The following is a 26,166-nucleotide window of genomic DNA, read 5'->3' as shown; positions in this document are numbered from 1 at the left end:
CTCCAGCCGGCCCTCGGTACGGGTGGACATGCCGGTCAGGCGCGCTCAGCCCTTCATGCCGGAGAAGGCGATGCCCTGGATGAACTGGCGCTGCATCGCGACGAACACGATGATCACCGGGAGAGTCGCCAGGAGGGAGCCGGCCATCAGTACCGGGTACTCGGTCAAGTGGGCGCCCTGGAGCGAGGCCAGGCCGGCCGACAACGGCATCTTGGCCGGGTCGGTGTTCACGATCAGCGGCCACATCAGGTCGTTCCAGGACCACAGGAACGTGAGGATGCCCAGCGCCAGCAAACCGGGGCGGGCCAGCGGCAGGGCGATGCGCCAGAAGACGGTGAACGGATTGGCACCGTCCAGGCGGGCCGCCTCCTCCAGTTCCTCCGGCAGCCCCATGAAGAACTGGCGCAGCAGGAAGGTGCCGAAGGCGGAGAACATGCCGGGCACCACGAGGGCCTGCATGGAGTCCAGCCAGCCGAGGTTCTGCATGATCTGGTACTGCGGAAGCAGGAAGAGCTGTCCGGGCACCATCAGCACGGCGAGGAAGGCCAGGAAGATCGCCCCGCGCCCGGGGAAGCGGATCCGGGCGAAGGCGTAGGCCGCCATCGAGCAGAGCAGCAGCTGGGCCGCGGTGCGCAGCAGCGCCATCACGACGGTGTTGATGAACTGCCGGCCGAAGGGGATTCCGTCGAAGACCTTGCTGTAGTTCGACCAGTCCCAGTGCGCCGGCAGGATCGTCGGCGGCACCTGCACGGACTCACCGAAGCTCTTGAAGGAGGTGAGCAGCTCCCACACCAGGGGGAACACGGTGATGACCGCGCCGAGGGTGAGCAGGACGTGGGCGGGCCACATCCTGCCTTCGCGGCTCGCCCGCCGCTTCGGCTTACGCGCAGCGTCACGCACAGTCGCCTCACGCATAGTGGACCCACCTCTTCTGCAACCGGAACTGGACGGTGGTCAGCGCCATGATCAGGACGAACAGCACGCAGACGATGGCCGCGCCGTAGCCGCGCTGGTTGTCGAAGAACGCCTTCTGGAAGAAGAGCATCACGACGGTCTGGCCCTCGCCGTAGGCCGGGTTCTGGAGCGAGTTCGTCGTATTGGCGCCGATGATCAGGTACACGAGGTCGAAGACCTGCAGGGACTGGATGATCGAGAGCACGGTGGTGAAGAACAGGGTGGGGCTCAGCAGCGGCAGGGTGACCGAGAAGAACTGCCGCACCCGTCCCGCGCCGTCGAGTGCCGCCGCCTCGTAGTAGTCGCCGGGGATGCTCTGGAGGCCGGCGAGCAGCAGGATCATGTTGTAGCCGACGGTCATCCACACACCGACGATCGCTACCGCGAAGCGGATGGTGTGCGGGTCGGACACCCAGTAGGTGCCGTCGATGCCGATCGAGGACAGTGCGTGGTTGAGGATGCCGACGTCGCCGTTGTAGAGCCAGCGCCAGACCACCGCGACGGCGGCGGGCATCGTGACCACCGGCAGGAAGTAGAGCGTGCGGTACACGCCGGTGCCGCGCAGCCCCTTGATGTTGAGCAGCACGGCGAGCGCCATCGACAGCGGGATGCCGAGCAGTACCAGCCCGGTGTAGATGCCCGTGTTGCCCAGCGAGTGCCAGAACTCCGGGTCGCCCACCAGCGTGCGGTAGTTGGACAGGCCGATCCAGGTGGTTCCGCCGAAGGCGCCCCACTCGGTGAAGCTGTAGTAGAGGGTCTGCACCACCGGCCACAGGTAGAAGACCGCGAGGCCGAGGCCGGCCGGGGCGATCAGGGCGTAGCCCCACCACTTGTCCCGGTTCCTGAAGCGGCGCTCGCGCCGGCGCAGCTCGCGCTGGTCCAGGACGTCCGGCTCGGAGCGCTGCGCCGGAACGGCGGACCGTGTACGCACATCGAGGCTCATCAGGACCGGCCCTTCCTCTCCTGCGCGAGCAGCTGGTTCATGGCATCGGTCAGGGAGCCGGTGGCGCCCTTGAGGGTCGCGTCGCCGCTCCACGCCTTGGCGAGCCACATCTGTTCCTTGTGCTGCCAGGCGGCACTGTTGGCGGAGCCGGGGAAGGGCACCGCGTAGTCGAGCGCGTCCAGGTGCACCTGGAGGTCGAAGCGCGGCATTCCGGCCGCCCACGGCTTCGCGGTGCCGTTGCGGGCCGGGATGGCGGTGCCGTACTTGCCCTGGAGCAGCGAGGCCCGCTCCCCGCCGAGGAACCGCACGAAGTCCCGGGCCAGCTCGGGCTGTGAGGTCCGGGCGTAGACGACGTTGGCCAGGCCGTGCAGGACGGTGGCACGGCGGCGGCCCTTGGGCATCGGCGCGACGTCCACCTTGGCCCGCAGCTCGGGGTCGGCGTAGAACGTCGCCGCGTTGTAGGACGCCTCGTAGGTCATGGCCAGCGTTCCTGACTGGAACATCTGGGTGGGGTCCGTGTCGGTCATCTGCTGCAGGGACGGGGCGGCCCGGTAGCGGTGGATCAGGTCGATCCACAGCTGCAGCCCCTCCCGCGTGCGGTCGTCGGAGTAGCCGGAGCGCTCCTTGTCCTCGGATATGACCCAGCCGCCGGCCTGGGGTATCGAGTTGTAGTAGTTCTCCTGTGCGCGGACCGGGGCCCCGACGCCGTAGATCCCGCGCTTGCGGTCGGTGAGCCGCTGGGCGGTGGCGATCAGGTCCTGCCAGGTCCAGGAAGCGTCCGGGTAGTCGGCCTTGGCCCGGTCGAAGATCTCCTTGTTGAACCACAGTGCGACCGTGTCGAAGTCCTTGGGGGCGCCGTACTGGGTGCCCTTCCAGCGGTAGAGGGAGACCAGGTCGGCCGGGAAGTCGGCGGGGCGCAGCACGGCGTCGGACCCCTCGGTCTCCAGCGGGAGAAGCTGCCCGGCATCGGCGTAGAGGCCGAAGTTGGGCCCGTTCATCCAGAAGACGTCCGGTGCGGCGCCGCCGGTGCACGCGGTGCGCAGTTTGGTCCAGTACGTCCCATTGGGGGTGAGCTGCACATCGACTGTGACGCCCGGCCGCGTGCGCTCGAACTCCCGCGCCGCCCGGTTCATGGCCGGCACTTGGTAGACGTCCCAGACGCCGTAGGTGAGATGGCCACGCCGGGATCCGCCGCCCGAGGAGGGCGAGGGCGACGAGGAGGAACTGCAGCCGGACGCGAGCGGGGCCGCCGCGAGCGTCGTGGCGGCAGCCGCCGTGAGGAGGGAACGTCTGCGCACGCGGAGCCTTCCTGGGGTGGGGGCCACGGCCTCACCGCGTGGGAGAAGCCATGGGAACCGGCACGGTCCGTTCCGTGGCGGACGCTGCCCGAAAACCGGAACGCCCAGACGCTATTTGCTCAAAGTTGTTGGGTCAAGGGTCTTTTAAATCATCTTTGCGCATGCCTCGATCCTCTGTGAGCACTCTTCGTGGCATAGGAGGCGCGGCAAAGGTGTCTGCGGAGGGTGGCGGCACACCGCTCGCCCGCGCGGATTCGTACGATCCCGACGCCGGCCGCGGGCCCCACGGCCCCGCCCCAGGCGGAGCTGAGCGGGTGGGAGGCCGTGGCCGAGCGCAGCGGCCAGGCACGCGGCGACAGGGCGCCAGGACGTCGACGAGCGCGGCGGACGTCTCCACCCGTCTCACGCGGCGGGCTATCAGGCCGTTCCGTCTCCGTTGCGGCCGGCCGGGGGTTCGGGCGCCGTCGAGCAGGACGAAGTCCGGGTCGGCTTCGCGCAGGACTTTGAGCAGGCCGGCTGCCCGCACGGTGAGCAGCAGGAGCTTCGTGCGTCGCGGGTCCTGCCGCAGAGAGGAGAACGGGCTTGTCACACACCCTGACGCGGCGGTATTTCTGCCACCGACGGCGGAGGTGTGTGACAGGCCCGGGAGCTCATTGGATCAGGTCGGTGTGCGGATGCCCGGGGGAGGCCGGCGCCTGTGCGAGAACGGCCCGCACCCCTGACGGGTTGAATGCCTGGTCAGGTGCCCTTCTCTTCCGTCTAGAAGAAGCCCAGTTTCTTTGGCGAGTACGACACGAGGAGGTTCTTCGTCTGCTGGTAGTGCTCCAGCATCATCCGGTGGTTCTCCCGGCCGATACCGGACTGCTTATAGCCGCCGAATGCCGCGTGCGCCGGGTACGCGTGATAGCAGTTCGTCCAGACGCGGCCCGCCTGGATGGCGCGGCCGGCCCGGTAGGCGGTGTTCGTGTCGCGGGTCCATACGCCCGCGCCGAGCCCGTACAGGGTGTCGTTCGCGGTGCGGATCGCGTCGTCGAAGTCCGAGAAGGACGTGACGGCGACGACCGGGCCGAAGATCTCCTCCTGGAAGACCCGCATCCGGTTGTCGCCCTCGAAGATCGTCGGCTGTACGTAGTAGCCGCCCGCCAGCTCCCCGTCGTACTCGATCCGTTCGCCGCCCGTAAGGACCTTCGCGCCCTCCTGCCGGCCGATGTCCAGGTACGACAGGATCTTCTGGAGCTGGTCGTTGGAGGCCTGGGCGCCGACCATCGTGTCCGTGTCCAGCGGATGGCCCGGCACGATCTGTTCGGTACGGGCGATGCCCGCTTCCAGGAACTCGCCGTAGTGGCCACGCTGGATCAGCGCCCGGGACGGACAGGTGCAGACCTCGCCCTGATTGAGGGCGAACATGGTGAAGCCTTCGAGTGCCTTGTCGCGGAAGTCGTCGTCGGCCGACCAGACGTCGTCGAAGAAGATGTTCGGGGACTTGCCGCCCAGCTCCAGGGTCACCGGCTTGATGTTCTCGGAGGCGTACTGCATGATCAGCCGCCCCGTCGTGGTCTCCCCGGTGAACGCGATCTTCGCGACGCGCGGGCTGGAGGCCAGCGGCTTGCCGGCCTCCGCACCGAAGCCGTTGACGATGTTGACGACACCCGGTGGCAGCAGGTCGGCCACCAGGCTCAGCCACACATGGATGGAGGCCGGGGTCTGCTCGGCGGGCTTGAGGACCACCGCGTTGCCCGCCGCGAGGGCCGGGGCCAGTTTCCAGGTGGCCATCAGGATGGGGAAGTTCCACGGAATGATCTGCGCGACGACACCGAGCGGCTCGTGGAAGTGGTACGCGACGGTGTCCTCGTCCAGCTGGCTGAGCGAGCCCTCCTGGGCCCGCAGCGCGCCCGCGAAGTAGCGGAAGTGGTCGATGGCCAGCGGAATGTCGGCCGCCAGGGTCTCCCGCACCGGCTTGCCGTTCTCCCAGCTCTCCGCGACCGCGAGCTCCTCCAGATGAGCCTCCATCCGGTCCGCGATCCGGTTCAGGACCGAGGCCCGGTCACCCGCGGAGGTGGCACCCCAGGCCGGTGCCGCGGCGTGCGCCGCGTCCAGGGCATGCTCGATGTCCTCGGCGGTTCCCCGGGCGATCTCGGTGAACGGGCGGCCGTTGACGGGGCTCGGGTTCTCGAAGTACTGGCCACGGGCGGGCGGTACGTACTCGCCACCGATCCAGTGGTCGTAGCGCGACTCGTACGAGACGATCGCGCCCTCGGTGCCCGGCGCAGCGTAACGGGTCATCTCTGTGGCCTCCCGGATCCGGTGCCGCCCGCCGTTGGGCGGCCCTCGGCGCGAGGCTAAACAGCGCGACGTTGCAACCCCGTTGCGTACCGACAGGCCCTACCGCAGTTCCGCGTCCAGTGTCCTGGCCCGCGCCAGCAGCGCCGGCCGCTGAGCGGCCGGTGCGGCCTCGGCCAGCGCGTGCCACGCGGGGAGGTCGTCCTCGCCCCATGGACTCGACGCCCAGTCCGCCAGCAGCCCCGGATCACCGCGAGCGATCAGCGCGGCCCGCAGCGAGTCGTCGAGCCGGCGCCGCAGCCGTACGACCGACGGGGCCCGCGAACCCGGCAGCAGGGGGCCCGCGTAGGCGCTCATGGCCGAGGCGACCGCGCCAGAGGCCAGCCGCCGTGCGACCGTGTCGAAGTCCGCGTCGACGCGGGAGGCGAGACGGTAGGGGCGGGAGAGCAGCAGGTCGGGGCCGAGTAGACGGCGCAGCCGGGAGAGCTCGGCCCGCAGTGTCACCGGAGTGACCGACTCGTCCTCGTAGAGCTGGATGAGGAGATCCTCGCCGCCGATGCCCTCGGGGTGCCTGGCCAGCGCTACCAGGATCTCGCTGTGCCGGGGGCTCAGGCGGAGCCCCCGGCCGGCCACGGTCAGCAGCGCCTCGTTCCTGCCGAGCGCGCTCAGCCGTAGGGTGCCGGCGGCCGGGGGCGGGGCGAGCAGGGCCAGTTGGGACTCGGCGGCGCGGGCGACGGCCTGCACGAACGCCAGGCTGTGCGGATGCGCGAGACCGTTCCCGCCGGTGATGTCGACCGCGCCCAGTACCCGTCCGGTGTGCGGGTCGTGCAGTGGCGCGGCCGCGCACGTCCACTGCTGCACCGGGCGCAGGAAGTGCTCGGCCGCGAACACCTGGACCGGGCGGTCCACGGCGATGGCCGTTCCCGGCGCGTTGGTGCCGGCGACGGACTCCGCCCAGCGGGCGCCCTCCACGAAGTTCATCCGCCCGGCCCGCCGTCGGGTCACCGGGTGCCCCTCGACCCACAGCAGCCTGCCGTGCGCGTCGCACACCGCCAGCAGGTGCTCCCCGTCCGTCGCGTAGGCGCCCATCAGCTCCCGGATCACCGGCATGGCGCGGGCGAGCGGATGCGTCTCGCGGTACGGGCCGATGTCGTCGGCGTCCGGGTCGACCAGCGCGGCGCCGTCCGGGCAGACGCGGGCCCGCGCCGAGCGGCGCCAGGATTCACCCACCACCGGACGGACCGGCCGTTCAAGGCGGCCGGCCGCGGTGAACACCTCGTGCGCGTGGCGCAGTTCGCCGAGCCGTTCACCGGGGTCCGCGTCGGCTGCCAGGGCCAACCAGGGGTCCGTCAACTCACCCTCCCGTCCAGGGGCGCCGTACACCCCCATCGTCGTCGCACCGGACGCCTGCGACAACCGTGGTGCGGCGAGCAAATCGGCAGGGCCTGGCCCGGGTCCGCCCGGCTTTCGGTCAGCCCGTTCCGAGGAGGTTGACGAGGCGGATGTACCGGACCCAGTCCCAGTTCGGACCCGGATCGGTGTGGTCGGTACCCGGGACCTGTACATGGCCGAGAATGTGCGCGCGGTCCTTGGGGATGCCGTAGCGGTCGCAGACCGAGGCGGTCAGCAGCGCCGACTTCTCGTACATGGCGTCGGTGAAGTATTCGGGCTGGTCCACGTAGCCCTCGTGCTCGATGCCGATGCTCCGGGTGTTGTAGTCCCAGTTGCCCGCGTGCCAGGCGATGTTCTGCTCCCTGACGCACTGGTCGATGTAGCCGTCCGCCGAGCGGACCACGTAGTGCGCGGAGACCTGCTTCGCCGGGTTCTGGAAGATCGCGACCGCGTCCGAGAACGTCTCCTGGGTGACATGGATGATCACGTACTGCACGGGATACGCCGAAGGGCGCGTCGAGACCGTGTAGTTGGAAGTCGAAGCGGGCACCCAGTGGGCCGACGGGTAGTCCGTGCTGCCGGCCGCTGCCGCCGCGGTGGCCCGTGCGGAGGCGGGGAGCAGTGTGGCCGCGGCCGTGGCCGCCGCGCCCTGAAGGATCCTTCTCCGGTGCATGTGTACTCCAGCTGTGAGTGGGGGGAGCGGGCAGAGGGGTCCAGGAAGAGAGCCAGGGGTGTCCGAGGTGGCGGGAGACCGTGTGTTCGGTGCGGTGGACCACCGTGGGGGAGGCTGCCTTCCGCGGGGCCCCCGGGCATCGGGTCGGGGTCGGTATCTCCTGTCCGATGGCCGGAACGCGTTGTCCGATGTACGGCCGAGCGGCTCGCGGGCCCCACGGTACGGGGGCCGCGCGAGCGGCGGAAGACGGCATGAGGGCGAATTCACGCTCGGCCGGGTGACGGGACGGAGGTTATTTCGCGGCGGCGGGGGCTGGGGGCGATAGGCCTGCCCACGGCCACCGGTGACTTGCCGTCAGGCCTCGCCTCGGATTGCCCCGCTCCGCCCCGTGTCGCCCTGACCCGTGTCGCCCTGGCCCGCCTCGCTCTGGCCCGCGCCGGCCAGGGCCGCCGCCGGATCGTCGTCGGCGGGGCCGGCCGGGGTCCACCGACCGTTCTCCTTGCGGTACGGATACCAGCGCCCGTCCCGTCCGTAGCGGAGCTGCAGCGCGCCGTCCACCGACGTCCAGCGGTTGTGCTCGGCCCGCAGCCGGGGCGCCTCGTCCTCGTCCCAGGCGGCGGCGAGCTGCGTCCTGGCATGGGCCAGTGACGCCGCGTCCGGTGTCCACTGCTCGTCGAGGACGGAGAGCGCCGCGGCGCCGCCGTACCGCCAGGCGTGTACCGCGATCCGCAGGCCGGCCGGTCCGCGCCCCGACCCGGTAGCCAGCCGGGTCGCGATCCACGGCTCGGGACGCGCGGTGGCGGCCAGCCGTACCGCGTCCTGTTCCGGCGTCAGCGCGGCCGGAACAGGCTGCAGCCCGTGGCCCGGTGACAGGGCGTCCGCGAGCATCCGGTGCGCGCGTGCGGCGCTGTCCGTCGCCAGCATCTCCAGTGCCGTCGGGTCCACGCCGGGCTCCGGGTCGGTCTCCGTGTCCAGCGAGGGTGACACGCCTGCCTCTGCGGGAAGCGCCGGGGGAGGGGGCAGCGGCGGGAGGATGCCGCCCGCCGCGTGCGCCTCCGCCGCCGGGACCCCGCGCACGGCCCGGCCCGCGGTTCCGGCGGCCGGTGCGTCGGCGGGACCGGACGGCTCGTCTCCCGCGGCGCGGGCGGTGATCCGCGCCTGGAGTTCGTCGAGCAGCCGGCGCTCGCCGCGTCCGCGCATCAGCAACAGGACGAACGGGTCCTGGTCCAGCAGCCGCGCGACCTGGTAGCAGAGCGCGGCGGTGTGCGGGCAGTGGTCCCAGGCCTCGCAGGTGCACTCCGGATCGAGGTCGCCGATGACCGGGAGCAGTTCCACGCCCGCCGCGGACGCGTCCTCGACCAGGTGCGGGGGCATCTCGCGGTCGAGCAGCGCCGCGATGTGCCCGGCCCGGTCGGCCGCCATGTCCAGGAACCGGTCCCACTCCTCCTCGCTCAGCTCCTGGAGCAGCACGTCACTGCGGTACGCGCTCGTGTCCCGGTCCTGCACCACAGCCGTGATCCGGCCGGGCCGCACGGACACCACCCCGACCCCGCCCTCACGGGCGAGCCGGCGTCCCTTCTTGAGCTGCTGGCCGTCCAGCGCGGTGTCCTCCAGTGCCTTCAGCCAGGCCCGGCCCCACCAGGACTCCGCGAACGCGCGCCCGCTCGCGGGCGGCAGTGCGGCGAAGGTGCGCTCCTGCGAAGGAGGTGGGGGAGCCGTTCCGTCCTGCCCTCCGCCCCCGTAGGTGTCGTTATCGTCGCCGGGGCCGGAGTATTCGTCGGAGCCGTATTCATCGGGGTCGTATCCGTCGGAGCCGTAGCCGTCCGGTCCATCTCTGTCCGGCCCGTACGCGCCGGGCTCGTATCCGTTGCTCATCGTGCGCCCCCTCGCAGTTCGACCAGGTCGGCCAGTTCCGCGTCGCTGAGTTCGGTCAGGGCGCTCTCGCCGGAACCCAGGACCGAGTCCGCGAGCCCCTGTTTACGGGCCAGCATCCCGGCGATCCGGTCCTCGATGGTGCCCTCGGCGATCAGCCGGTGGACCTGCACCGGCTGGGTCTGCCCGATGCGGTACGCGCGGTCGGTGGCCTGGGCCTCCACCGCGGGGTTCCACCAGCGGTCGAAGTGCACCACGTGGCCCGCCCGGGTGAGGTTGAGCCCGGTGCCGGCCGCCTTGAGCGACAGCAGGAAGACCGGTGCCTCGCCCGCCTGGAATCGGTTCACCATCGCTTCCCGCGCGGCGACCGGAGTGCCGCCGTGCAGGAACTGGGTACGGACCCCGCGCGCCGCCAGGTGCTGTTCGAGGAGCCGGGCCATCTGTACGTACTGGGTGAACACCAGGACGGCCGCCCCCTCCGCGAGGATGGTGTCCAGGAGCTCGTCGAGCAGCTCCAGCTTTCCCGAACGCCCGGCGATCTGCGGCGCCTCCTCCTTCAGGTACTGCGCGGGATGGTTGCAGATCTGTTTGAGCGCGGTCAGCAGCTTCACCACCAGGCCCCGCCGGGCGATGCCGTCGGCGGCGGAGATCGCCGCCAGGGTCTCGCGTACCACCGCCTCGTACAGGCCCGCCTGCTCGGCCGTCAGGGAGACCGCACGGTCCGTCTCGGTCTTCGGCGGCAGCTCCGGAGCGATGCCCGGATCGGACTTGCGCCGGCGCAGCAGGAACGGACGCACCAGCGCGCCGAGCCGCTCGGCCGCCGCCGGGTCACTGCCGTCCTCCACCGCTCGCGCGTACCGGGTACGGAACGTGCCGAGCCGGCCGAGCAGACCCGGGGTCGTCCAGTCGAGGATCGCCCACAGTTCGGAGAGGTTGTTCTCCACCGGAGTGCCGGTGAGGGCGACCCGGGCCCGCGCGCCGATCGTGCGCAGCTGCTTGGCCGTCGCCGAGTACGGGTTCTTCACGTGCTGCGCCTCGTCGGCGACGACCATGCCCCACCGGGTGGCCGCGAGCTTGGGCGCGTCCAGCCGCATCGTCCCGTACGTGGTGAGGACGAACTCGCCGTCGGGGAGGTCCTCCAGACTCCGTGCGCCGCCGTGGAAGCGGCGCACCGGGGTGCCAGGGGCGAACTTCTCGATCTCCCGCTGCCAGTTGCCCATCAGGGAGGTCGGGCAGACGACCAGTGTGGGGCCCGCGGCCGATTCGATGGTCTGCCGGTGCAGATGCAGCGCGATCAGGGTGATGGTCTTGCCGAGACCCATGTCGTCCGCGAGGCAGCCGCCGAGTCCGAGCGAGGTCATCGTGTGCAGCCAGTTCAGGCCACGGAGCTGGTAGTCGCGCAGGGTCGCGGTGAGCGCCGCGGGCTGGCCGAGCGCGGGTTCGCCGTCCTGCGCCTGTTGGGATTCCGGATCGGCGACCCGCTGTCGCAGGGCCTCCAGCCAGCCGGTGGCCCGGACCTCGACCCGGCGGCCGCCGACCTCGGTGGAGCCGGTCAGTACCGCCCCGAGCGCGTCGATGGGGGTGACCTTGCGGTCCTGGGTCTCCCGGGCGCGACGCGCCTCTTCGGGATCGATCAGCACCCACTGGTCGCGCAGCCGCACCAGCGGCCGGCCCGACTCGGCCAGCCGGTCCAGCTCGGCGCGGCCGATGCTCCGGTCCCCGAGCGCGAACCGCCAGTCGAACGCGAGCAGGGAGTCCGCCGACAGGAGCGGCGCGGTGTCGTAACCGGTACGGGCAGCCGGCCGGAAACCGTCCGGTCCGGCCCCGTCGTTCTCGTCGTCGGGCGGGCCGATCACGGCACGCGCCGTGAGCTTGCGCGCCAGCTCCCTGGGCCAGTGCACCTGCACGCCCGTCGCGGCGAGCGCCCGTGAGGCGGGGCCGAGCAGTTCCCCGATCTCCTCGTCGGCCGGTTCCACGGCGTCCGGCACGGCGGCCGACAGCAGCGGGGTCAGAGGCGGCCAGGCGCGGGCGGCCCGGCGCAGCATCAGCAGGGCGTCCATCCGGGCCTTCGGTCCGAGGGCGGCGGCGGCCGGTCCGTTGCCCGTCCAGATCAGGGCGGCATCGGTGACCAGCGTGGGGTCGCTGACGCTGTGGATCTGCGGGACCACCCGGAAGGACGGGCCGGACAGCCGGCCGCCGGGCCCCTCGTCGGCCCGGTCGAGCCCGGACACCTCCACGCGCAGCGAGAGCCGGACCCCCGCGTCGTGACCGGCTGCTACATCCGAGGCCCAGGCGCGGTGGTCCGGCAGCCGCTGCGGAGTGTCCGCGGTGAAGGCCGGGCCACCGTTGGCGAGGGCCGCGGCGGGCGTGCGCGGCAGGCCGTCGGCCACCGCGTCCAGGAACGCCCGTACCAGCCACTCCGGTTCGGGCAGCAGCAGAGGCTCGGCAGTCTCATCCAGCGGAACGGCGTGGGCACTTGGCGGCATGGAGGCGGCCAGGGCGCGGATCCGGTCCTGATCTTCCGCGGAGAGCGGTCCGGCCCGCCACGCGTCCTGGTCCGTGCCGCTCAGCCCCGGCAACAGCAGCCCACGCGCGGTGAACTGAAGGGCAAGCAGCCCGGCCGCGCCCCAGAAGGCGGCCGACGCCGAGGCATGCGCGGAGGCCCGTGCGCGGGTCAGTACCGGCAGGGCGTCCCGCACGGGGAGCAGTCGCGCCGGTACTTCGTACGGCTCGGCGTCGGCGTCGGTCACGGTCAGGCCCTCGACGGTCCCCGGTCCATCGGGCGGACTGCTACCGTCTGGGCACCAGAAGGCGACGCGTCCGGTCCGGGAGGGATCCGCGGGCAGGAACACCACGGAACAGCCGATGAGTGCGGAGATCTCGGAGAGCGTTGCTGCGGGGAGGCTGTGCACAGCGATGTCAGATTCCTCAAATTTGACTAGTTGGCTGAGGCCGCCGAGGGTACTCCATCGCATCCTGTGACGGGGCTAGTCGCCGCATGTTTTAGATCACACACCTGTGTCCGGTATGTCGGTCAGGTGTAGTCAGCCCCCCTCCGGAATGAGGGGGCTGGCACCAGGAAACCTCGGGTGGTGGCTCCATGGCTGCCGTATATCTGCGACCCGTACGTTTCATCAGGTCAGCGCATCCCTTAAGACCGGAGACATCATGCCTCAGGCCGCAACCACCGTCGCGGAACGAACCCGTGACGGTGCCGGAAGTGCCGGAAGTGTCGGAAGTACAGGAAGCGACTTCGCGCCACTGCTGCGGGCCGTCAAGGGGCAAGGGCTCCTCGAACGCCGCACCGGTTGGTACGCGGCCGGCATCGCCGCCAATCTGCTCGCCCTGGGCGCCGTGCTCACGGGCATGGTCCTCCTCGGCAACACCTGGTGGACCCTGCTGCTCGCGCTGCCCCTCGCCATCTTCTGGTCCCGCACCGCGTTCGTCGGGCACGACGCCGGACACGCCCAGATATCCGGTGACCGCAGGGCGAGCCGGGCCATCGGCCTGGTGCACGCCAACCTGCTCCTCGGCATGAACGAGGCCTGGTGGAACGACAAGCACGTACGCCACCACGCCAACCCCAACCACGTGGACAAGGACCCCGACGTCGGCGTCGGCGCCCTCGTCTGGACCCAGAAGCAGGCCGCACAGCGCGAGGGCTTCGCCCGCTGGCTCACTCGCAACCAGGCCCGGCTGTTCTTCCCGATGCTGCTCCTGGAGGGCATCGCCCTGAAGATCTCCGGCTTCCAGTACCTGCGACAGCAGCCCGCCCGGGAGCGCGCCCTCTCCGCCCTGCTGCTCGTCGCCCACCTCGGTCTCTACGCCGCGCTGCTGCTCACCGTCATGTCCCCGGGCAAGGCCGTCGTCTTCGCTCTCGTGCACCACGCGCTCTTCGGCCTCCACCTGGGCATGGCCTTCGCCCCGAACCACAAGGGCATGGAGATGCCCGACCCGGACGGAGACCGCTGGGGTCACCTGCAGCGCCAGGTCCTCACCTCGCGCAACGTACGGGGCGCCGTTCTCACCGACTGGTTCCTCGGCGGGCTCAACTACCAGATCGAGCACCATCTCTTCCCGAGCATGCCCCGCCCGCATCTGCGGCTGGCGCAGCCCCTGGTCAAGGCCCACTGCGAGGCGCTCGGCATGCCGTACGCGGAAACCGGACTCATCGAGTCCTACCGCCAGGCACTCGACCACATGCACGAGGTCGGCGCGCCGCTCAGGTGACCGTTCCCGACGGGTTCGGGGCAGGCTGGAACCGATGGGCACGCACAGGCGTTCTCACAGCAGGAGCGGCCACTGGCCGCGAAGGAGGCGTGGACGATGTCGAACAGCGCAAAGATCGCCATCGGGGGAGTCGTCGTCGCAGTCGTCCTGATGCCGTTCATCGGGTTCTGGCTGTCACTGCTGGTGCTCATCGGAGTTCCCGCGATCGCCTACCTGGCACTGGACCCCAGCCAGCGGCGCAGGCTCCGCAGGATCAGCCGTAAGGAGATCGGCCGCTGAGTGGTGCCGGGCCCCTGATCGCAGGGGCCCGGGGCGGGGCACCGCCCGGCGTGCGGTGTCCTGGTCCGGGGCGCCTCAGGAGGGCCGCACGGCCAGCGTGTCCAGAGCCTTGAGCAGACCGGGCAGTGCCGCACCGCGCCGGACCGGCAGTATCTCGCCCGGCATCTCGTCCAGCAGCAGAAACGCCATGTCGTCGGTCCTGGCCACCATGGACCAGCCGGGGCCGTCGGCCCGGATCGTCCGGGCGTCCCCCGGCGCGAACGAGGACCGGACCCGGCCGGGCGGCGGCGGGGCGTCGAGGTAGGCCTGCGCCTCTGCGAGAGCCCGCCGGACACCGGGATGCGTGCCGGAGGGGACGCTGTGCGCCCCGTCCGGGAAGCTCACGTTCTCACCGCCCGCACCGGACGTCTCGTCGTCCTCGGGGGTCTCCTCCGCCTTCCCGTCGTCCGTCGCCGCGAGCGTGGTCTCGTCGTTGATCTGTTCGCGCCAGTCCGCCCACTGCGATGCGACCGCGTCCGCGCCGAGCCGGCGCTGGGCCGGGCCCCAGACTTCCGGGTCCGGCGGGGCCAGTGGCGGCAGCTCCCCGCCGTCCGCCTCGGGATCAGGGGCGGGGTCGTGCGGAGCGGCCAGGCCCGGCGCGGCGACCGCCAGGGCGAGCGGCCAGCCGGGCAGAGCGCAGACCACCGAGTGTTCGTCGGGGGACAGGTCGTACTGCATGCCGCAGTCCCAGGACGCTATCGCCACGGCCACCAGGGAGACGTCATCGACGACGACGGTCCATCTGGCCCCGTCGCCGTCCTGACCCATGACCAGCCCGTACCCCGTTGTGTGGGGGTCGAGACCGAGTGCCGCGCAGGCCGCCGGATAGTCGTCGCCGAGCACGCTCGGGAACTGCGCTGGGGTCAGCAGGACCGCAGTCAGTACGTACAGTGCGTCATCGGCGACTGCGTTGTCCGTCCCGGTCACTGCACCCTCCTCATCCGTCATGGTTGTCCGTCGGCGCACCTTAACCAGTGGGTAACCCACTCGTCGAGGCCCTGACAAGGCGGAGTGACTGGTGGTCCGGTGCCGGTGTGCCGAGGACGGAATCCCTACTCGCCGGCCAGTCCGAGGAGATCACGGGCCACCGTTTCGGGTGATTCACCGCGCTCGCGGGCGAGGGCGATGACCGCCCGGCAGGCCAGTTCTCCGACCCCGAAGGAGAGCGCTTCCGGCGACACCCAGCCGCTCGCCTCGTCCATCCGCTCCTGGTCGTCCTCCGCCGACGCCGCGACGAAGGTGGCCGCCGCGTCGAACAGGTTGTGCTGCCGGCGTTCCGGCGCCTTGGTGTCACCGGCGGGCCGGTCGCCCTTGCGGCCGGGGTTCACGGCTCTGCGGAGTATGCCGAACATGTCGCTCATGGGAACCGCCCATCCTGGATATGTATGTGTCTGACAGGGATCGTGCGCACGGGGGAGGATGTGCCTCGCGTGCACGGCGTTCCCTGTCCTGCGCGCGTACTCACGGTCCTGCCCGCGCGCGTAGGGTTGGACACGTGGCCTGGACGAAGAGGGGGACGGTGCGGTGAAGCGCTACGACCGGCTGAGGGATATCCAACGCCTCGATCCGGACCGGGACTTCCTGGAGATCTACCGGATCACGGCCACGTACGAATTCCCCTGGGACATCACCCGAGCCCTCGAACTCGCCCTGTACCGGACGTACGCAGTCCCCAGCATCGGCCGACTGCTCGCCGGGACAGCGGAGCTGACGAGCCGTTCGCAGAAGCGCTACGACGACACCGCGCTCCTTCTGGACGCCGTGGTCGAGCACGGTTTCGACAGCGTCCCCGGGCGTACGGCCATCCGCCGCATCAACCAGATGCACCGCAGCTACGACATCAGTAACGACGACATGCGCTATGTGCTGTGCACCTTCGTCGTCACCCCGAAGCGGTGGCTCGACGTCTACGGCTGGCGCCGGCTCTCCGGGCACGAGCAGGCGGCCTGCGCCGCCTACTACCGGACCTTGGGCGCGCACATGGGCATCAAGGAACTGCCGCACACGTACGAGGACTTCGAGCGGACCCTCGACGCCTATGAGAAGGAGCACTTCGGCTGGGACGAGGGGGCGCGCGAGGTATCGGACGCCACGCTGGCGCTGATGGCCTCCTGGTACCCGCGCCCCCTCGCCCGGTTGGTGCGCGGTGCGAGCCTCGCGCTCCTCGACGACTCGCTGCTACGGGCCTTCCGCTACGAGCGCCCGGGACCGGTGGCACGCGGGCTCACCCGGGGCGCCCTGCGGCTGAGGGCCCGCGCGGTGCGGCTGCTGCCGCCTCGCGCCACCCCGCACTACGCCCGCCAGAATCCCGAGATCAAGGGGTATCCGGGCGGCTACGAGGTTTCCGGACTCGGCACGTACCCCACGCCCGGCACCGGCGGCTGCCCGGTCCGGCACCTGAGCCGTCCGGACGCCCCGGCCGAGTGAGCCGTCCTCCGGCGCGGTGTGCGGGGGATCAGCTCATCCGTTCGGCCAGGGCGAGGAAGCGGGCCTCTTCGTCGAGGTACGTCTTCAGCCGCCAGCCCGAACGGGTCAGCATGGGGGCGAGGTTGGGCTCCGCACGCAGATCGCCGTCGGTGAGCGTGCGGCGGTGCCGTGCGGCCAGGGCCGCCCTGCCGATGGGATGGAAGAGCGCCAGCAATCCACCGGGCCGCACCACCCGGGCGAGTTCCGCCAGGTTCCGTTCCGGCTGCGGCAGATGTGCGATCAGACCGGCCGCGAACACGGCGTCGAGCGCCTGGGTCCGTACCGGGAGCCGGGCGGCGTCGGCCTGGATCAGCAGCCCACCGCGGTCGCGGCCCGCGCGTACCGCGGCCTCCAGCATGGCCGCGGTGAGGTCGGCGCCCAGCACGGCGCCCCGGGGACCGACCGCGGACCGCAGGGCGGGCAGGGCCCGTCCCGTACCGCAGCCCGCGTCGAGTACGGCGTCGCCCTCGCGCAGGCCCAGGGCGGAGACCGCGGCGGCGAAGGCCGGTCCGTCGTCGGGAAAGCGGGCGTCCCAGTTTGCGGCGCGGGCGCTGAAGAAGTCCTGGACGTGCGTGTGGTCATCGGCCATACGGACATGATCGCGTAACCGCTGCTCGCGGCAGTGCCCTGGACCGCCCGCAGCCAACGGGTACGGGTTCCGGCCCGCACTCCGCAGGCGGGAGAGCGGGCCGGGACCCGTGCATGTTCGGCCACCGCGCCGGACGTCCGGAAGAGGTCAGACGTTGACGCCGTAGTCGGACGCGATACCGGCCAGGCCGGAGGCGTACCCCTGGCCGACCGCGCGGAACTTCCACTCCGCCCCGTGCCGGTACAGCTCGCCGAACACCATGGCCGTCTCCGTCGACGCGTCCTCGCTGAGGTCGTAACGGGCGAGCTCCACCCCGTTCGCCTGGTTCACCACGCGGATGAAAGCGTTGCGCACCTGGCCGAAACTCTGCCCCCGGCTCTGCGCGTCATGGATGGAGACGGGAAAGACGATCTTCGCGACATCCGCCGGGACACCCGCCAGGTCCACGTTGATGGACTCGTCGTCGCCCTCGCCCTCACCCGTCAGGTTGTCACCGGTGTGCTGGACCGAACCGTCGGGGCTGTTGAGGTTGTTGTAGAAGACGAAGTGGAGGTCGGAGAGGACCTTGCCGGTCTCCGAACACAGCAGCGCGCTGGCGTCGAGGTCGTGATCGGCGCCCGTCGTCGTCCGTACGTCCCAGCCCAGGCCGACCGTCACCGCGGTCAGGCCGGGTGCCTCCTTCGACAAGGAGACATTGCCGCCCTTGGCCAGGGTCACACCCATGAACTTCCTCCAATGATCCAGTGATCCGTTGATCAGTACTTCTTCGGCCGTCACCGAGTTGAACGACGGCCCGCCCCCTGCGGTTCCCCGATTGCGCAAGCTATGAAGTGGGGAGCCGTCGCAGAGTCTGTGGCCGCTCCGCTCACTGAGGCGATTCTTCCTTCATGGCCTTCGCCTCACTCTTCAGGATCCGCATGGATTTGCCCAGGGCGCGCGCGGTGTCCGGCAGCTTCTTCGCGCCGAACAGCATCACCACGACCAGCGCGATGATCAGCAGGTGCCAGGGTTCGAGGCCGTTGCGCAGCATGCGCTTCACGCCCTTTCTTCGGGTGTCTTCCGGTCAATGATTCCGGCAGGCGTTCGTGGACCCTGGATGGGGCCGACCATGGACAGGTCCGGTGATCCATTCGGGCGCGAACACTTGCTACATTGCGCAACTGTACAACCATGTGTGGGCGGTGCGAGTCCGACTCCATGGAAGCCGGACGAACTGGGGTGGGACATGGCGGGCAGTCACAAAGGCGCGGGGACAGGGGGGCGCAGGAGCCGCCTGCGGCGGACGGGACTGTTCGGGCTCTCGCTCCTCGTGCTCTTGGTCGCCGGGGTGGGCTGGGGTTACCTCAAGCTGAACGGCAGCATCGACACGTTCAGCGCCGACGGCGTCTCCGGCGACCGCCCGCCCGACACGTCCGAGGGGCAGAACGTCCTGGTGATCGGATCGGACTCACGAGCGGGCGCCAACAGCGGCCTCGGCGGTGGCACGGGCGACGTGGGGCGCTCCGACACCGCGTTCCTGCTCCATGTCTACGCCGACCACAAGCACGCCGTCGCGGTGTCCATCCCCCGCGACACCCTGGTCGATATCCCGGCCTGCAAGAAGCCCGACGGCGGCTGGACGGCTCCGCAGCGGAACACCATGTTCAACGGGGCGTTCTCGGTGGGGGAGACGGCCGAGGGCAACCCCGCCTGCACCCAGAACACCGTCGAACACCTCACCGGACTGCGGGTCGACCACACCATCGTGGTCGACTTCGCCGGATTCTCCTCGCTGACCTCGGCGGTCGGCGGGATACCCGTCTGCCTGCCGCAGGACATCTACCAGCGCGACCTGAATCCCAAGCGGGCCACCCAGGGGTCCCTGATCTTCGCCAAGGGCCCGCAGACGGTCTCCGGACAGCGGGCTCTCGACTACGTACGGATCCGGCACGGCATCGGCGACGGATCCGACATAGGGCGCATCAAGCGGCAGCAGGCCTTCGTCGGTTCCCTCGTGAAGAAGGTCAAGTCCCGCGGACTGAGTCCGACCACCCTGCTGCCGCTCGCCAACGCGGCCACCGACGCGATGACCGTGGACCCGGGGCTCGGTTCGGCCGACCGGCTGCTGTCGTTCGCCATGTCGATGAAGAACGTCGACCTGCACAACACGAAGTTCGTCACCATCCCCTGGCGCTACCAGGGCGCCCGCGTCGCGATCGTGGAACCGGACGCCGGCGCACTCTGGGCGTCGCTCAAGGCCGACCGCACCATCGACGGGCAGAACGCCACCGGCAAGAAGGGAAGCGGCGACCCGGCGGCATCCGGCGGGGCGTCGCGCACTCCCGCCGCTCCGGTCTCCGGCGCGGGCACCGACGTGGCCGTATACAACGGCACCACGGTGACCGGGCTCGCGGCCAAGGCGGCGGAGCTGCTGCGCTCGCACGGCTTCACCGTCACCGGAACGGCCACAGCGAACTCCCAAGACCGGACCCGGACCCTGGTCAGCTACGGCCCGGGCCTCCGGGACAAGGCCGAGAACACGGCCCGGCTCTTCGAGGGAGCGCGCACCACGGAGTCGGCGGACGCCGGAATCCAGGTCGTCGTCGGCAGCGACTACGCCCAGAACCCCAAGGCCGCTCCGGCGGCACCGACGCCCGACGCCGTACCGTCCGCCGTCGCCGGCGAAGCCCGCTCGGCCGACGACGACCTGTGCGGCGACCTCTCGTACGGCTGACCCGCCCGATGACGGCTCAGGCCGAAGGCCCGAGGATCCGCAGCTGCAACGAGGGGTGCCGGGGCGGCGCGAATCCGAACGACTCGTAGAGTCCGGCGCCGTCCCCGGTGGCATTGAGGCTGACCACGGCCACGCGCGTCTCCTGCTCGAACCAGGTGAGCAGTGCGTCGACGCAGGCGCGGGCATGGCCGAGCCTGCGCCGCCGAGGATCGGTACTGACGTTGGACACGTGTCCGTGCAGCCCGCTCGGGTTGGCCGGACTCGGCGCGTGCGCGTCGCACGCGCCGACCGCGCAGGCCACCACGCCCAGCTCCGGATCCTCGACCAGGAATGCGGCGAACTCGTCCGACAGCGGCATCCGGCCGGCGAACCACCGCGCAGCGGCGGCGCGCCACGGCGCGCGCTCGTCGCCGGTGTCGAGCCCCATGTCGGACAGCATCAGGGCGCGCATCCGGACCAGCGCCGGAACGTCGTCGGACACGGCGCGGCGTACCCGCGCCGTTCGGCGGTGAGCGCTTCCCGCGGCGGTTTCCGGCAGTTCCGCGCCGGGTCCTGCCGCAGCTCGTGCCCCGGACCCCGTGCGGTCGTTGCTCGCCGTGGTCATGAGAGCCCCCGTTTCCGTTCGTAGCGGTTGCGCGCCGCCGCGAGGCCGTACGCGTACAGCGCGAGGACGCTGGCGAGCAGCAGGTAGTAGAGCGGCGGCAGCGCGCTCATACCCAGTGGCGGGCCGAGCGGCGTGAGCGGCAGCAGGACGCCGACGACCGCCAGACCGGCCGCGGCCGCCCGCAGCGGCCCGCCCGTTCGACCCTCCGCGGCGCGTCGCCCGGTGCGCAGCAGCAGCATCACCAGGGCCTGGGTGAGGAGGTTCTCGGTGAACCATCCGGAGTGGAAGGCCGCCTGGTCGTCTGCCCGGAAATCGTGCAGGGCGAGGGCCAGCACGGCGAAGGTCGCCAGGTCGGCGGCGGCGTTCAGCAGCCCGAACCGGGTGATGAACCGGAGGAAGTCCCGGGGGCGCAGCACCGTCGGCCGCCGCAGTACGGAGGAGGCGGGACGGTCGAAGGCGAAAGCGAGCTGCGCCGCGTCGAAACACAGGTTCTGGACCAGGACCTGCGCCGGAAGCATCGGCAGGAAGGGCAGCAGCAGACCTGCGGCCAGCATCGCGATCACGTTTCCGAGGTTCGAGGAGAGCGTGATGCGCAGATACGTGGCGATGTTGCCGCTGCTGCGGCGGCCTGCGGTGATCGCGTGGTCGATGGCGCCGAGGTCCTTCTCCGCGAGGACCACGTCGGCGGTCTCCCGAGCCACGTCGACCGCGTTGCGCGGGCAGATGCCCACGTCGGCGGCGTGCAGGGCGGGCAGGTCGTTGACGCCGTCACCGAGGAACCCGGTGGTGTGTCCGGAGGTACGCAGCGCGGCGACGATCCTGGCCTTGTGCCCGGGGGTGCAGCGGGCGAACACGGTCGCGCGGTCGGCCGTGCGGGCGAGCTCGGCCTCGGTCATCGCGTCGGTCTCCTCCGCGGCGACGACCTGCCCCGGATCGAGCCCCAGGTCCCGGCAGGCACGTGCCGCGGTGCCGGGGTGGTCTCCGGTGAGCACCTTCACGGCGACTCCGCGGCGTGCCAGTACGTCCAGCGCGTCGGCGGCGCTCGGCGTGAGCGCGTCCCGCAGGGCCACGAAGCCGAGAAAGGCGAGCCCGTGCTCGTCCGCCGGGGTGTACGTTCCGAGCCGTGCGGGCCGCTCGGTACGGGCGACGGCGAGCAGCCGCAGTCCCCCGGCGGCCTCCCGCGCCGCCACGCCGGCCAGTCGCTCCCGTTCCGCCGGCTCCAGTTCGCACCGCTCCAGGACGGCCTCCACGGCGCCCTTGGTGACCAGCACATGGGTGCCGAGTCCGCCTGGGAGCCGGACGACCGCGGTGGACAGGCGCCGCACCGGATCGAAGGGCAGGGCGGCCACCGCGTCGTACGAGCCGACGGCGGTACGTGGCCTCCCGCCGCCGGGACCGGACTCCTCCTGCCGCTCCGAGGCGTCCAGCACCGCCTCGTCGAGGGCGTCGGGCGCCGGCAGGTCGGCGAGCTGGAGCGTCCACAGCGCGTTGACCGCCGCCCAGTGCAGCACCTGAGGGTCCGGGCTCCCCGTCCGGTCCAGTGAGCGGTCGACGACGGGGCGGTCCTGGGTGAGGGTTCCGGTCTTGTCCAGGCAGAGCACATCGATCGCGCCCAGGTCGTGCAGCGCGGGCAGTCGCTTGACGATCACCCCGCTGTTCCGGGCGAGCTGCGAGGCACCCCGCGCCAGTGCGGTGGTGACGATGACCGGCAGCATCTCCGGTGTCAGCCCCACCGCCACGGCCACGGCGAAGGGCAGCGTCTCCAGCCCCCGGCCGCGCAGCGCGGCATTGGCCATCAGGACCAGCGGCGGGGTGAGCAGCATGAAGCGGATCAGGGTCCAGGAGATCCCCTGCACCGTCCGGTCGAACGCGCTGGCGCCGCGGAGGTGCGCCGAGCGGTCGTACGCGGCGGCGAACCGGGTGTCCCCACCGGTCGCGACCACCACGGCCGTGCCGCTCCCGGACGCGACACTGCTGCCCTGGAAACACAGCCGGCGCTGGGCGAACACGCCCCCGGCCCCTTCGGACACGCTGTGCAGGGCGGGCGGGACCTGCTGCCTCCGTCCGTCGTCCGGGGGATGCTTTCCGACGGGCGCGGACTCCCCGGTCAGGGCGGACTGGTGCACGGTGAGGCCGCTCGCGCGCAGCAACTGCACGTCGGCGGGCACGAGGTCGCCGGGCCCGAGCCTGATCACGTCGCCCGGAACGAGCTCACCGACCGGCACGTCGCGGGCCTGCGGCGTCGCCTCCGGCCCGCTGCGGCGCAACACCGTCGCAGTCGTCGCGACCAGCTCGCGCAGCGAGGCGGTCGCCCGGTCGGCCCGGTGCTCCTCCGCCGAGCGGAGCAGACAGCTGACCACCACCAGCACCAGCGTCACGGACGCCGTGCCCCATGCGTCCACCGCCGCGGATACCAGCCCGAGGCAGAACAGGACGGAGGTGAAGGGGTCTCGCAAGGTGCGCAGGAAGCGCAGAGGCCAGGGGACCGGGCGCCACGCGGGGAGGGTGTTCTCGCCGAACCGGGCCAGCCGCTCCTGCGCCTCGGCCTCGACCAGCCCGCGCGGCCCGCTGTCCAGCGCGCGCAGAACCTGGAGCGACGTGGGCGCCGAGGGCGGTCGCGGGGTGGCCCGCGGGTCGGTGGCGGCGCCGGGCATCGGCACGACGACAGCCCGCCCGTCGCCCGTCCCCGCCGTGGCAGCGTTCTCAGGCACCGAGCTCATGGAGCCGTACCGGTTGCGAGGCCGGGTACCCGGCGCGCTCCGCGAGCTGGCCGACCATGAGCCGTACGACCGTCACCACTTCGGGATCATCGACCAGGTACACCTGCCGGCGGCCCTCGCGCCGGGAGCGGACGAGACCGGCCAGCTTCAGCTTCGTCAGATGCTGGCTCACGGACGGCAGTGTGCCGCCCACCCGCTCCGCCAGGCCCGTCACATCACTCTCGCCCTGGGCCAGCGCCCACACGATGTGCAGCCGGGCGGGGGTCGCCAGCAGACCGAACGCGGCAGCCGCCTGGGCCAGCACCTCTGCGGGCGGATCCTGGAAACCGCCGCCGGCACCTGTCGACACTCTTTCACTCCCGTCCGCGTGGGCCGACTCCTCGCACCCGAGGGGACCAGTGTAGGCGTCGGACGCGGAACGTCCGGGGCGAGCGGTCGTCGGTCGCGGACCTGTTGCGTGGGATCCGGCTCCCCGGAGCGGTGGGCTCAGCAGACTTGGCCCGATTTCGCCCTGTCCGATCCGCGGAGGGGTGCTTGCCCGGACGTGACCCGTGCGCAAGGCTTACACGTAAGTGGGGCACGGGGAACGTATGAACGGGGAGGAACGGAATGGCACTGGACAGGGGACTCGACTGGCTCCTTGACGATCTCACCAGCCGGGTGGAACAGATACGGCACGCCCTGGTGCTGTCGAACGACGGTCTGGTGACCGGAGCCAGTACGGGTCTGGCACGTGAGGACGCGGAACATCTGGCGGCGGTCTCATCCGGGCTGCACAGCCTCGCCCGCGGATCGGGACGGCACTTCCGTGCGGGAAGGGCCCGGCAGACCATGGTGGAGTTCGACGAGGCACTGCTCTTCGTGACGGCCGCCGGGGACGGCAGCTGCCTGTGTGTGCTGAGCGAGGCCGAGGCCGATGTGGGGCAGGTGGCGTACGAGATGACGCTGCTGGTCAACAAGGTCGGGGAGCACCTCGGTGTGGCGGCGCGACAGGACGGAATCGGCGGATTCGACCGGCTCTGACGAGTCGACCCCTCCGCGCTGACGTCGGGCCCGGCTCAGTACCGCTGACCGGACCTGTGCTCACCGTTGTTGCCCGGCCCGGTGGTTATCCACAGGCAGGGCGGCCGGTGCTCTCTCTGAGCTACCTTTGATCACAGAGAGTATTCGGATCTCACGGGGGAGAATCGTCATGCCGGTAACGGATGCGGTAGGTACGAACGGGGCTCACATGGTCGCCGCGGGCCGGGCCGCGGCGGACCTTGTCCTGAAGCGAGGGGAGTTCGAGCTTGCGGTGCACCTGGGCATCGTCCGGGTGGAGGCGCTGCGCGGTGGTGGGCGGCCCAGGGTCCGCCAGGAGGAGATCGACCGGCTCCGCTCGGAGCACGGTTTCCCGGGGGCCCTGCGGGAGCGGGTGCGGACGGTGGGGACGGCGGAAGGCGCGCGGCTGCTCGGAATCAGCCCGGTCCGCTTCACCCGGCTGGCCCGCGCGGGATGTGTCACGCCGGTCGCGTTCTACCTCAACCGCTACCGGGCGGTGGTGTGGCTCTATCTCGCTCAGGAGCTGGGCGGACTGGCCGCCCGCTCGCCCGAACTGCTGGTGGGCAGGAGTCCGGCCTGGATGCGCGACCGGCTCGACTCCGGCAGGGACTGCCGCCCGCGCAACTGGCGCTCGCGGCGGATCGAACGGCTGCTGAGCCTCAGCGAAGACCCCTGGGCGCGTGCGGCGGTCGTGGCCCAGACGCTCGATCCGGCCCAGCTGGCGGAAGTGGTGGACGATCCCTACGAGCGCGCCTACTTCGCCCGGGTCCGGCCCGAACCGGTATTCGGTCAACGGGGGTCATCGGCCACGTGGGACACGATGGGGCGCCTGATGCTGGCCGACGAACCCGACGAGATCCTCTGGCGACGGGTCAACCTCATCATGGAGCTGGACGGTGCCCGCGAGGACCGTCAGGCGCCGCGGTCCGGTGACGAACGGCGCGCGGACCTGGAGGTGTTCGGCCGGCCGCCGGTGGCAGTCGGGCCGTTCGATCGTTCTGACCCGGTCGAACCGGCCGAACGAGTAGACCCGGTCGAATCGGTCGGCCCGGTCGAACCGGTGGGGCTGATGGGGGTGGGCGGACCCACTGGGTCTCCGCGACAGGCGGATCCGGACGGCGATCCGCTCGGGCCCGCCCAACCGGCCGCGAGCGGAAGCCCCCTTGGCCTGCTGGCCCGGCTCCGACTGCGCCGGGTGCGTGGCGGGCGGCGTCGTCAGGAGCGCGCTCCACGCCCGGCCGGCCGCCCCGCCGAGCGCCGTCCGCACGGCGGGCACGGTTCGCGCGGCCGGAACCGTCCGCCGGCCGGTCAGCAGGCGGGCCCACGGAGGGAGGGCGCCGCGGACAGGGGGCAGGGGGTCGCGGAAGGGGGCCGGAGCTGGCAGTCTTCGCGCAATGTTGATCAGGGAAGCAACCGTCAGTGACTGGCCCGCTATTTGGCCGTTCTTTCACGAAATCGTCGCCGCGGGCGAGACCTTCACCTACCCCCTCGACCTGGGGGAGGAGGACGCCGGCGAGTGGTGGCTCGTCAAGTCGCCCAGCCGCGTGGTCGTCGCCGTCGCCGACGACGGGACGGTTCAGGGTACGGCGAAGATGAACAGGAACCACATGGGCAACGGCTCGCACATCGCGAGCGCCAGCTACATGGTCGACCCCCGGCACGCCGGACGCGGCGTGGGACGGGCCCTGTGCCAGTACACGATCGACTGGGCCCGCACGGCGGGATTCCGGGCCATGCAGTTCAACGCCGTGGTGGAGACGAACGTCGCCGCCGTCGGGCTCTACCGCTCGCTCGGCTTCGAAGTCCTGGGCACACTGCCTGAGGGATTCAACCACCCGAAGCACGGGTTCGTGGGCGTGCACATCATGCACCGACCGCTCTGACGCCACCGCGAACGATACGGTCCGGTGTCATGCGCTCACTTCGCGCCACCGTGGACCGGCCGTTGCCCGGACCGGGGTGTCCGTCATGTCCCAACCAGCGACGATGTGCGGTTAGTTGTGACGCGCAATGGTGTGTGGGGCGGGTGCACATACGAGAGACTGGGGCAGTACTGTGCGCCCCACCGCCATT

The 26,166-nt window shown here is 71.1% G+C and carries 23 protein-coding genes; 7 read left to right on the top strand and 16 right to left on the bottom strand.

Annotation, left to right across the window (positions count from 1 at the left end):
- Positions 1–45: 45 nt before the first annotated feature.
- From ACZ601_RS00640 to ACZ601_RS00605, 8 genes are all read right to left on the bottom strand, one after another.
- The gene (locus ACZ601_RS00640; RefSeq protein ID WP_440574839.1) at positions 46–915 is read right to left on the bottom strand and encodes a carbohydrate ABC transporter permease; all 870 of its coding nucleotides are present in this window, start codon (positions 913–915) and stop codon (positions 46–48) included.
- On the bottom strand, positions 908–1,897 hold the full coding sequence (locus tag ACZ601_RS00635; RefSeq protein ID WP_469531698.1) for a carbohydrate ABC transporter permease: 990 nt from the start codon (positions 1,895–1,897) through the stop codon (positions 908–910). Before ACZ601_RS00635 ends, ACZ601_RS00640 begins: the two co-directional genes overlap by 8 nt.
- Positions 1,897–3,195, bottom strand: a complete 1,299-nt coding sequence (locus tag ACZ601_RS00630) for an ABC transporter substrate-binding protein (protein ID WP_469531696.1) — start codon at positions 3,193–3,195, stop codon at positions 1,897–1,899. The genes ACZ601_RS00635 and ACZ601_RS00630 overlap by 1 nt, the downstream gene beginning before the upstream one ends.
- A gap of 759 nt (positions 3,196–3,954) precedes the next feature.
- Entirely contained in the window at positions 3,955–5,478 is a 1,524-nt protein-coding gene (exaC, locus tag ACZ601_RS00625; protein ID WP_469531695.1) for an acetaldehyde dehydrogenase ExaC, read from the bottom strand.
- A 99-nt stretch (positions 5,479–5,577) separates the two neighbouring features.
- Positions 5,578–6,828 carry a GAF domain-containing protein gene (locus ACZ601_RS00620; protein ID WP_469531693.1) on the bottom strand — a complete coding sequence of 417 codons (1,251 nt, stop codon included), beginning with the start codon at positions 6,826–6,828 and terminating at the stop codon, positions 5,578–5,580.
- Between the two features lie 118 nt (positions 6,829–6,946).
- The gene (locus tag ACZ601_RS00615) at positions 6,947–7,540 is read right to left on the bottom strand and encodes an N-acetylmuramoyl-L-alanine amidase (protein ID WP_440574834.1); all 594 of its coding nucleotides are present in this window, start codon (positions 7,538–7,540) and stop codon (positions 6,947–6,949) included.
- A gap of 354 nt (positions 7,541–7,894) precedes the next feature.
- The gene (locus ACZ601_RS00610; protein WP_469531691.1) at positions 7,895–9,415 is read right to left on the bottom strand and encodes an SWIM zinc finger family protein; all 1,521 of its coding nucleotides are present in this window, start codon (positions 9,413–9,415) and stop codon (positions 7,895–7,897) included.
- Positions 9,412–12,324: a DEAD/DEAH box helicase gene (locus ACZ601_RS00605; protein ID WP_469531690.1), complete on the bottom strand. Its 2,913-nt coding sequence runs from the start codon at positions 12,322–12,324 to the stop codon at positions 9,412–9,414. Before ACZ601_RS00605 ends, ACZ601_RS00610 begins: the two co-directional genes overlap by 4 nt.
- 256 nt (positions 12,325–12,580) lie before the next feature.
- On the opposite strand from ACZ601_RS00605, the gene ACZ601_RS00600 reads away from it, so the two are divergent.
- Together ACZ601_RS00600 and ACZ601_RS00595 are read left to right on the top strand one after the other, a co-directional pair.
- On the top strand, positions 12,581–13,642 hold the full coding sequence (locus ACZ601_RS00600) for a fatty acid desaturase family protein (protein ID WP_440574831.1): 1,062 nt from the start codon (positions 12,581–12,583) through the stop codon (positions 13,640–13,642).
- A 96-nt stretch (positions 13,643–13,738) separates the two neighbouring features.
- On the top strand, positions 13,739–13,921 hold the full coding sequence (locus ACZ601_RS00595; RefSeq protein ID WP_024489709.1) for a hypothetical protein: 183 nt from the start codon (positions 13,739–13,741) through the stop codon (positions 13,919–13,921).
- A 75-nt stretch (positions 13,922–13,996) separates the two neighbouring features.
- On the opposite strand, the gene ACZ601_RS00590 is transcribed toward ACZ601_RS00595, so the two are convergent.
- Both ACZ601_RS00590 and ACZ601_RS00585 read right to left on the bottom strand, forming a co-directional pair.
- Entirely contained in the window at positions 13,997–14,887 is an 891-nt protein-coding gene (locus tag ACZ601_RS00590; protein ID WP_469531687.1) for a hypothetical protein, read from the bottom strand.
- Positions 14,888–15,012: 125 nt separating this feature from the next.
- Entirely contained in the window at positions 15,013–15,321 is a 309-nt protein-coding gene (locus tag ACZ601_RS00585) for a hypothetical protein (RefSeq protein ID WP_440574829.1), read from the bottom strand.
- Positions 15,322–15,484: 163 nt separating this feature from the next.
- On the opposite strand from ACZ601_RS00585, the gene ACZ601_RS00580 reads away from it, so the two are divergent.
- Complete coding sequence (locus ACZ601_RS00580) at positions 15,485–16,387, top strand: oxygenase MpaB family protein (RefSeq protein ID WP_469531685.1); 903 nt, start codon at positions 15,485–15,487, stop codon at positions 16,385–16,387.
- A gap of 28 nt (positions 16,388–16,415) precedes the next feature.
- Here ACZ601_RS00580 and ACZ601_RS00575 read toward each other — a convergent pair whose 3' ends face one another.
- From ACZ601_RS00575 to tatA, 3 genes are all read right to left on the bottom strand, one after another.
- Complete coding sequence (locus ACZ601_RS00575; protein ID WP_469531683.1) at positions 16,416–17,015, bottom strand: class I SAM-dependent methyltransferase; 600 nt, start codon at positions 17,013–17,015, stop codon at positions 16,416–16,418.
- A 147-nt stretch (positions 17,016–17,162) separates the two neighbouring features.
- Positions 17,163–17,738, bottom strand: a complete 576-nt coding sequence (locus ACZ601_RS00570) for a TerD family protein (RefSeq protein ID WP_073733877.1) — start codon at positions 17,736–17,738, stop codon at positions 17,163–17,165.
- A gap of 142 nt (positions 17,739–17,880) precedes the next feature.
- Positions 17,881–18,045 (bottom strand): Sec-independent protein translocase subunit TatA, encoded by a 165-nt coding sequence (gene tatA / locus ACZ601_RS00565; protein WP_073734671.1) that lies wholly within the window; start codon positions 18,043–18,045, stop codon positions 17,881–17,883.
- Positions 18,046–18,240: 195 nt separating this feature from the next.
- On the opposite strand from tatA, the gene ACZ601_RS00560 reads away from it, so the two are divergent.
- The gene (locus tag ACZ601_RS00560) at positions 18,241–19,728 is read left to right on the top strand and encodes an LCP family protein (protein WP_469531681.1); all 1,488 of its coding nucleotides are present in this window, start codon (positions 18,241–18,243) and stop codon (positions 19,726–19,728) included.
- Positions 19,729–19,744: 16 nt separating this feature from the next.
- On the opposite strand, the gene ACZ601_RS00555 is transcribed toward ACZ601_RS00560, so the two are convergent.
- From ACZ601_RS00555 to ACZ601_RS00545, 3 genes are all read right to left on the bottom strand, one after another.
- Positions 19,745–20,209 carry a GNAT family N-acetyltransferase gene (locus ACZ601_RS00555; RefSeq protein ID WP_469531679.1) on the bottom strand — a complete coding sequence of 155 codons (465 nt, stop codon included), beginning with the start codon at positions 20,207–20,209 and terminating at the stop codon, positions 19,745–19,747.
- 119 nt (positions 20,210–20,328) lie between these two features.
- Positions 20,329–23,052 carry a magnesium-translocating P-type ATPase gene (mgtA, locus tag ACZ601_RS00550; protein ID WP_469531678.1) on the bottom strand — a complete coding sequence of 908 codons (2,724 nt, stop codon included), beginning with the start codon at positions 23,050–23,052 and terminating at the stop codon, positions 20,329–20,331.
- Entirely contained in the window at positions 23,036–23,401 is a 366-nt protein-coding gene (locus ACZ601_RS00545) for an ArsR/SmtB family transcription factor (protein WP_073733875.1), read from the bottom strand. Before ACZ601_RS00545 ends, mgtA begins: the two co-directional genes overlap by 17 nt.
- Before the next feature lie 260 nt (positions 23,402–23,661).
- On the opposite strand from ACZ601_RS00545, the gene ACZ601_RS00540 reads away from it, so the two are divergent.
- The 3 genes from ACZ601_RS00540 to ACZ601_RS00530 all read left to right on the top strand — a co-directional run bounded on the left by ACZ601_RS00540 (position 23,662) and on the right by ACZ601_RS00530 (position 25,976).
- Positions 23,662–24,075: a roadblock/LC7 domain-containing protein gene (locus ACZ601_RS00540; protein ID WP_311301506.1), complete on the top strand. Its 414-nt coding sequence runs from the start codon at positions 23,662–23,664 to the stop codon at positions 24,073–24,075.
- Between the two features lie 169 nt (positions 24,076–24,244).
- Positions 24,245–25,516, top strand: coding sequence for a DUF6397 family protein (locus tag ACZ601_RS00535; protein ID WP_469531675.1), 1,272 nt, complete (start codon positions 24,245–24,247; stop codon positions 25,514–25,516).
- Positions 25,488–25,976, top strand: a complete 489-nt coding sequence (locus tag ACZ601_RS00530) for a GNAT family N-acetyltransferase (protein ID WP_469531673.1) — start codon at positions 25,488–25,490, stop codon at positions 25,974–25,976. Before ACZ601_RS00535 ends, ACZ601_RS00530 begins: the two co-directional genes overlap by 29 nt.
- Positions 25,977–26,166: the final 190 nt, after the last annotated feature.

The organism is Streptomyces sp. NPDC104307 (assembly GCF_055584045.1).
The sequence above is the reverse complement of the archived record's forward strand: the minus strand, read 5'-3'. Positions and strand labels throughout refer to the sequence as shown.

What these genes read in the sequence shown, in the direction of transcription:
- ACZ601_RS00640 (WP_440574839.1), bottom strand. Translation starts at nt 915, where the DNA reads ATGCGTGAGGCGACTGTGCGTGACGCTGCGCGTAAGCCGAAGCGGCGG.
- ACZ601_RS00635 (WP_469531698.1), bottom strand. Translation starts at nt 1,897, where the DNA reads ATGAGCCTCGATGTGCGTACACGGTCCGCCGTTCCGGCGCAGCGCTCC.
- exaC (WP_469531695.1), bottom strand. Translation starts at nt 5,478, where the DNA reads ATGACCCGTTACGCTGCGCCGGGCACCGAGGGCGCGATCGTCTCGTAC.
- ACZ601_RS00615 (WP_440574834.1), bottom strand. Translation starts at nt 7,540, where the DNA reads ATGCACCGGAGAAGGATCCTTCAGGGCGCGGCGGCCACGGCCGCGGCC.
- ACZ601_RS00610 (WP_469531691.1), bottom strand. Translation starts at nt 9,415, where the DNA reads ATGAGCAACGGATACGAGCCCGGCGCGTACGGGCCGGACAGAGATGGA.
- ACZ601_RS00600 (WP_440574831.1), top strand. Translation starts at nt 12,581, where the DNA reads ATGCCTCAGGCCGCAACCACCGTCGCGGAACGAACCCGTGACGGTGCC.
- ACZ601_RS00595 (WP_024489709.1), top strand. Translation starts at nt 13,739, where the DNA reads ATGTCGAACAGCGCAAAGATCGCCATCGGGGGAGTCGTCGTCGCAGTC.
- ACZ601_RS00585 (WP_440574829.1), bottom strand. Translation starts at nt 15,321, where the DNA reads ATGAGCGACATGTTCGGCATACTCCGCAGAGCCGTGAACCCCGGCCGC.
- ACZ601_RS00575 (WP_469531683.1), bottom strand. Translation starts at nt 17,015, where the DNA reads ATGGCCGATGACCACACGCACGTCCAGGACTTCTTCAGCGCCCGCGCC.
- ACZ601_RS00570 (WP_073733877.1), bottom strand. Translation starts at nt 17,738, where the DNA reads ATGGGTGTGACCCTGGCCAAGGGCGGCAATGTCTCCTTGTCGAAGGAG.
- tatA (WP_073734671.1), bottom strand. Translation starts at nt 18,045, where the DNA reads ATGCTGCGCAACGGCCTCGAACCCTGGCACCTGCTGATCATCGCGCTG.
- ACZ601_RS00560 (WP_469531681.1), top strand. Translation starts at nt 18,241, where the DNA reads ATGGCGGGCAGTCACAAAGGCGCGGGGACAGGGGGGCGCAGGAGCCGC.
- mgtA (WP_469531678.1), bottom strand. Translation starts at nt 23,052, where the DNA reads ATGAGCTCGGTGCCTGAGAACGCTGCCACGGCGGGGACGGGCGACGGG.
- ACZ601_RS00540 (WP_311301506.1), top strand. Translation starts at nt 23,662, where the DNA reads ATGGCACTGGACAGGGGACTCGACTGGCTCCTTGACGATCTCACCAGC.
- ACZ601_RS00535 (WP_469531675.1), top strand. Translation starts at nt 24,245, where the DNA reads ATGCCGGTAACGGATGCGGTAGGTACGAACGGGGCTCACATGGTCGCC.
- ACZ601_RS00530 (WP_469531673.1), top strand. Translation starts at nt 25,488, where the DNA reads ATGTTGATCAGGGAAGCAACCGTCAGTGACTGGCCCGCTATTTGGCCG.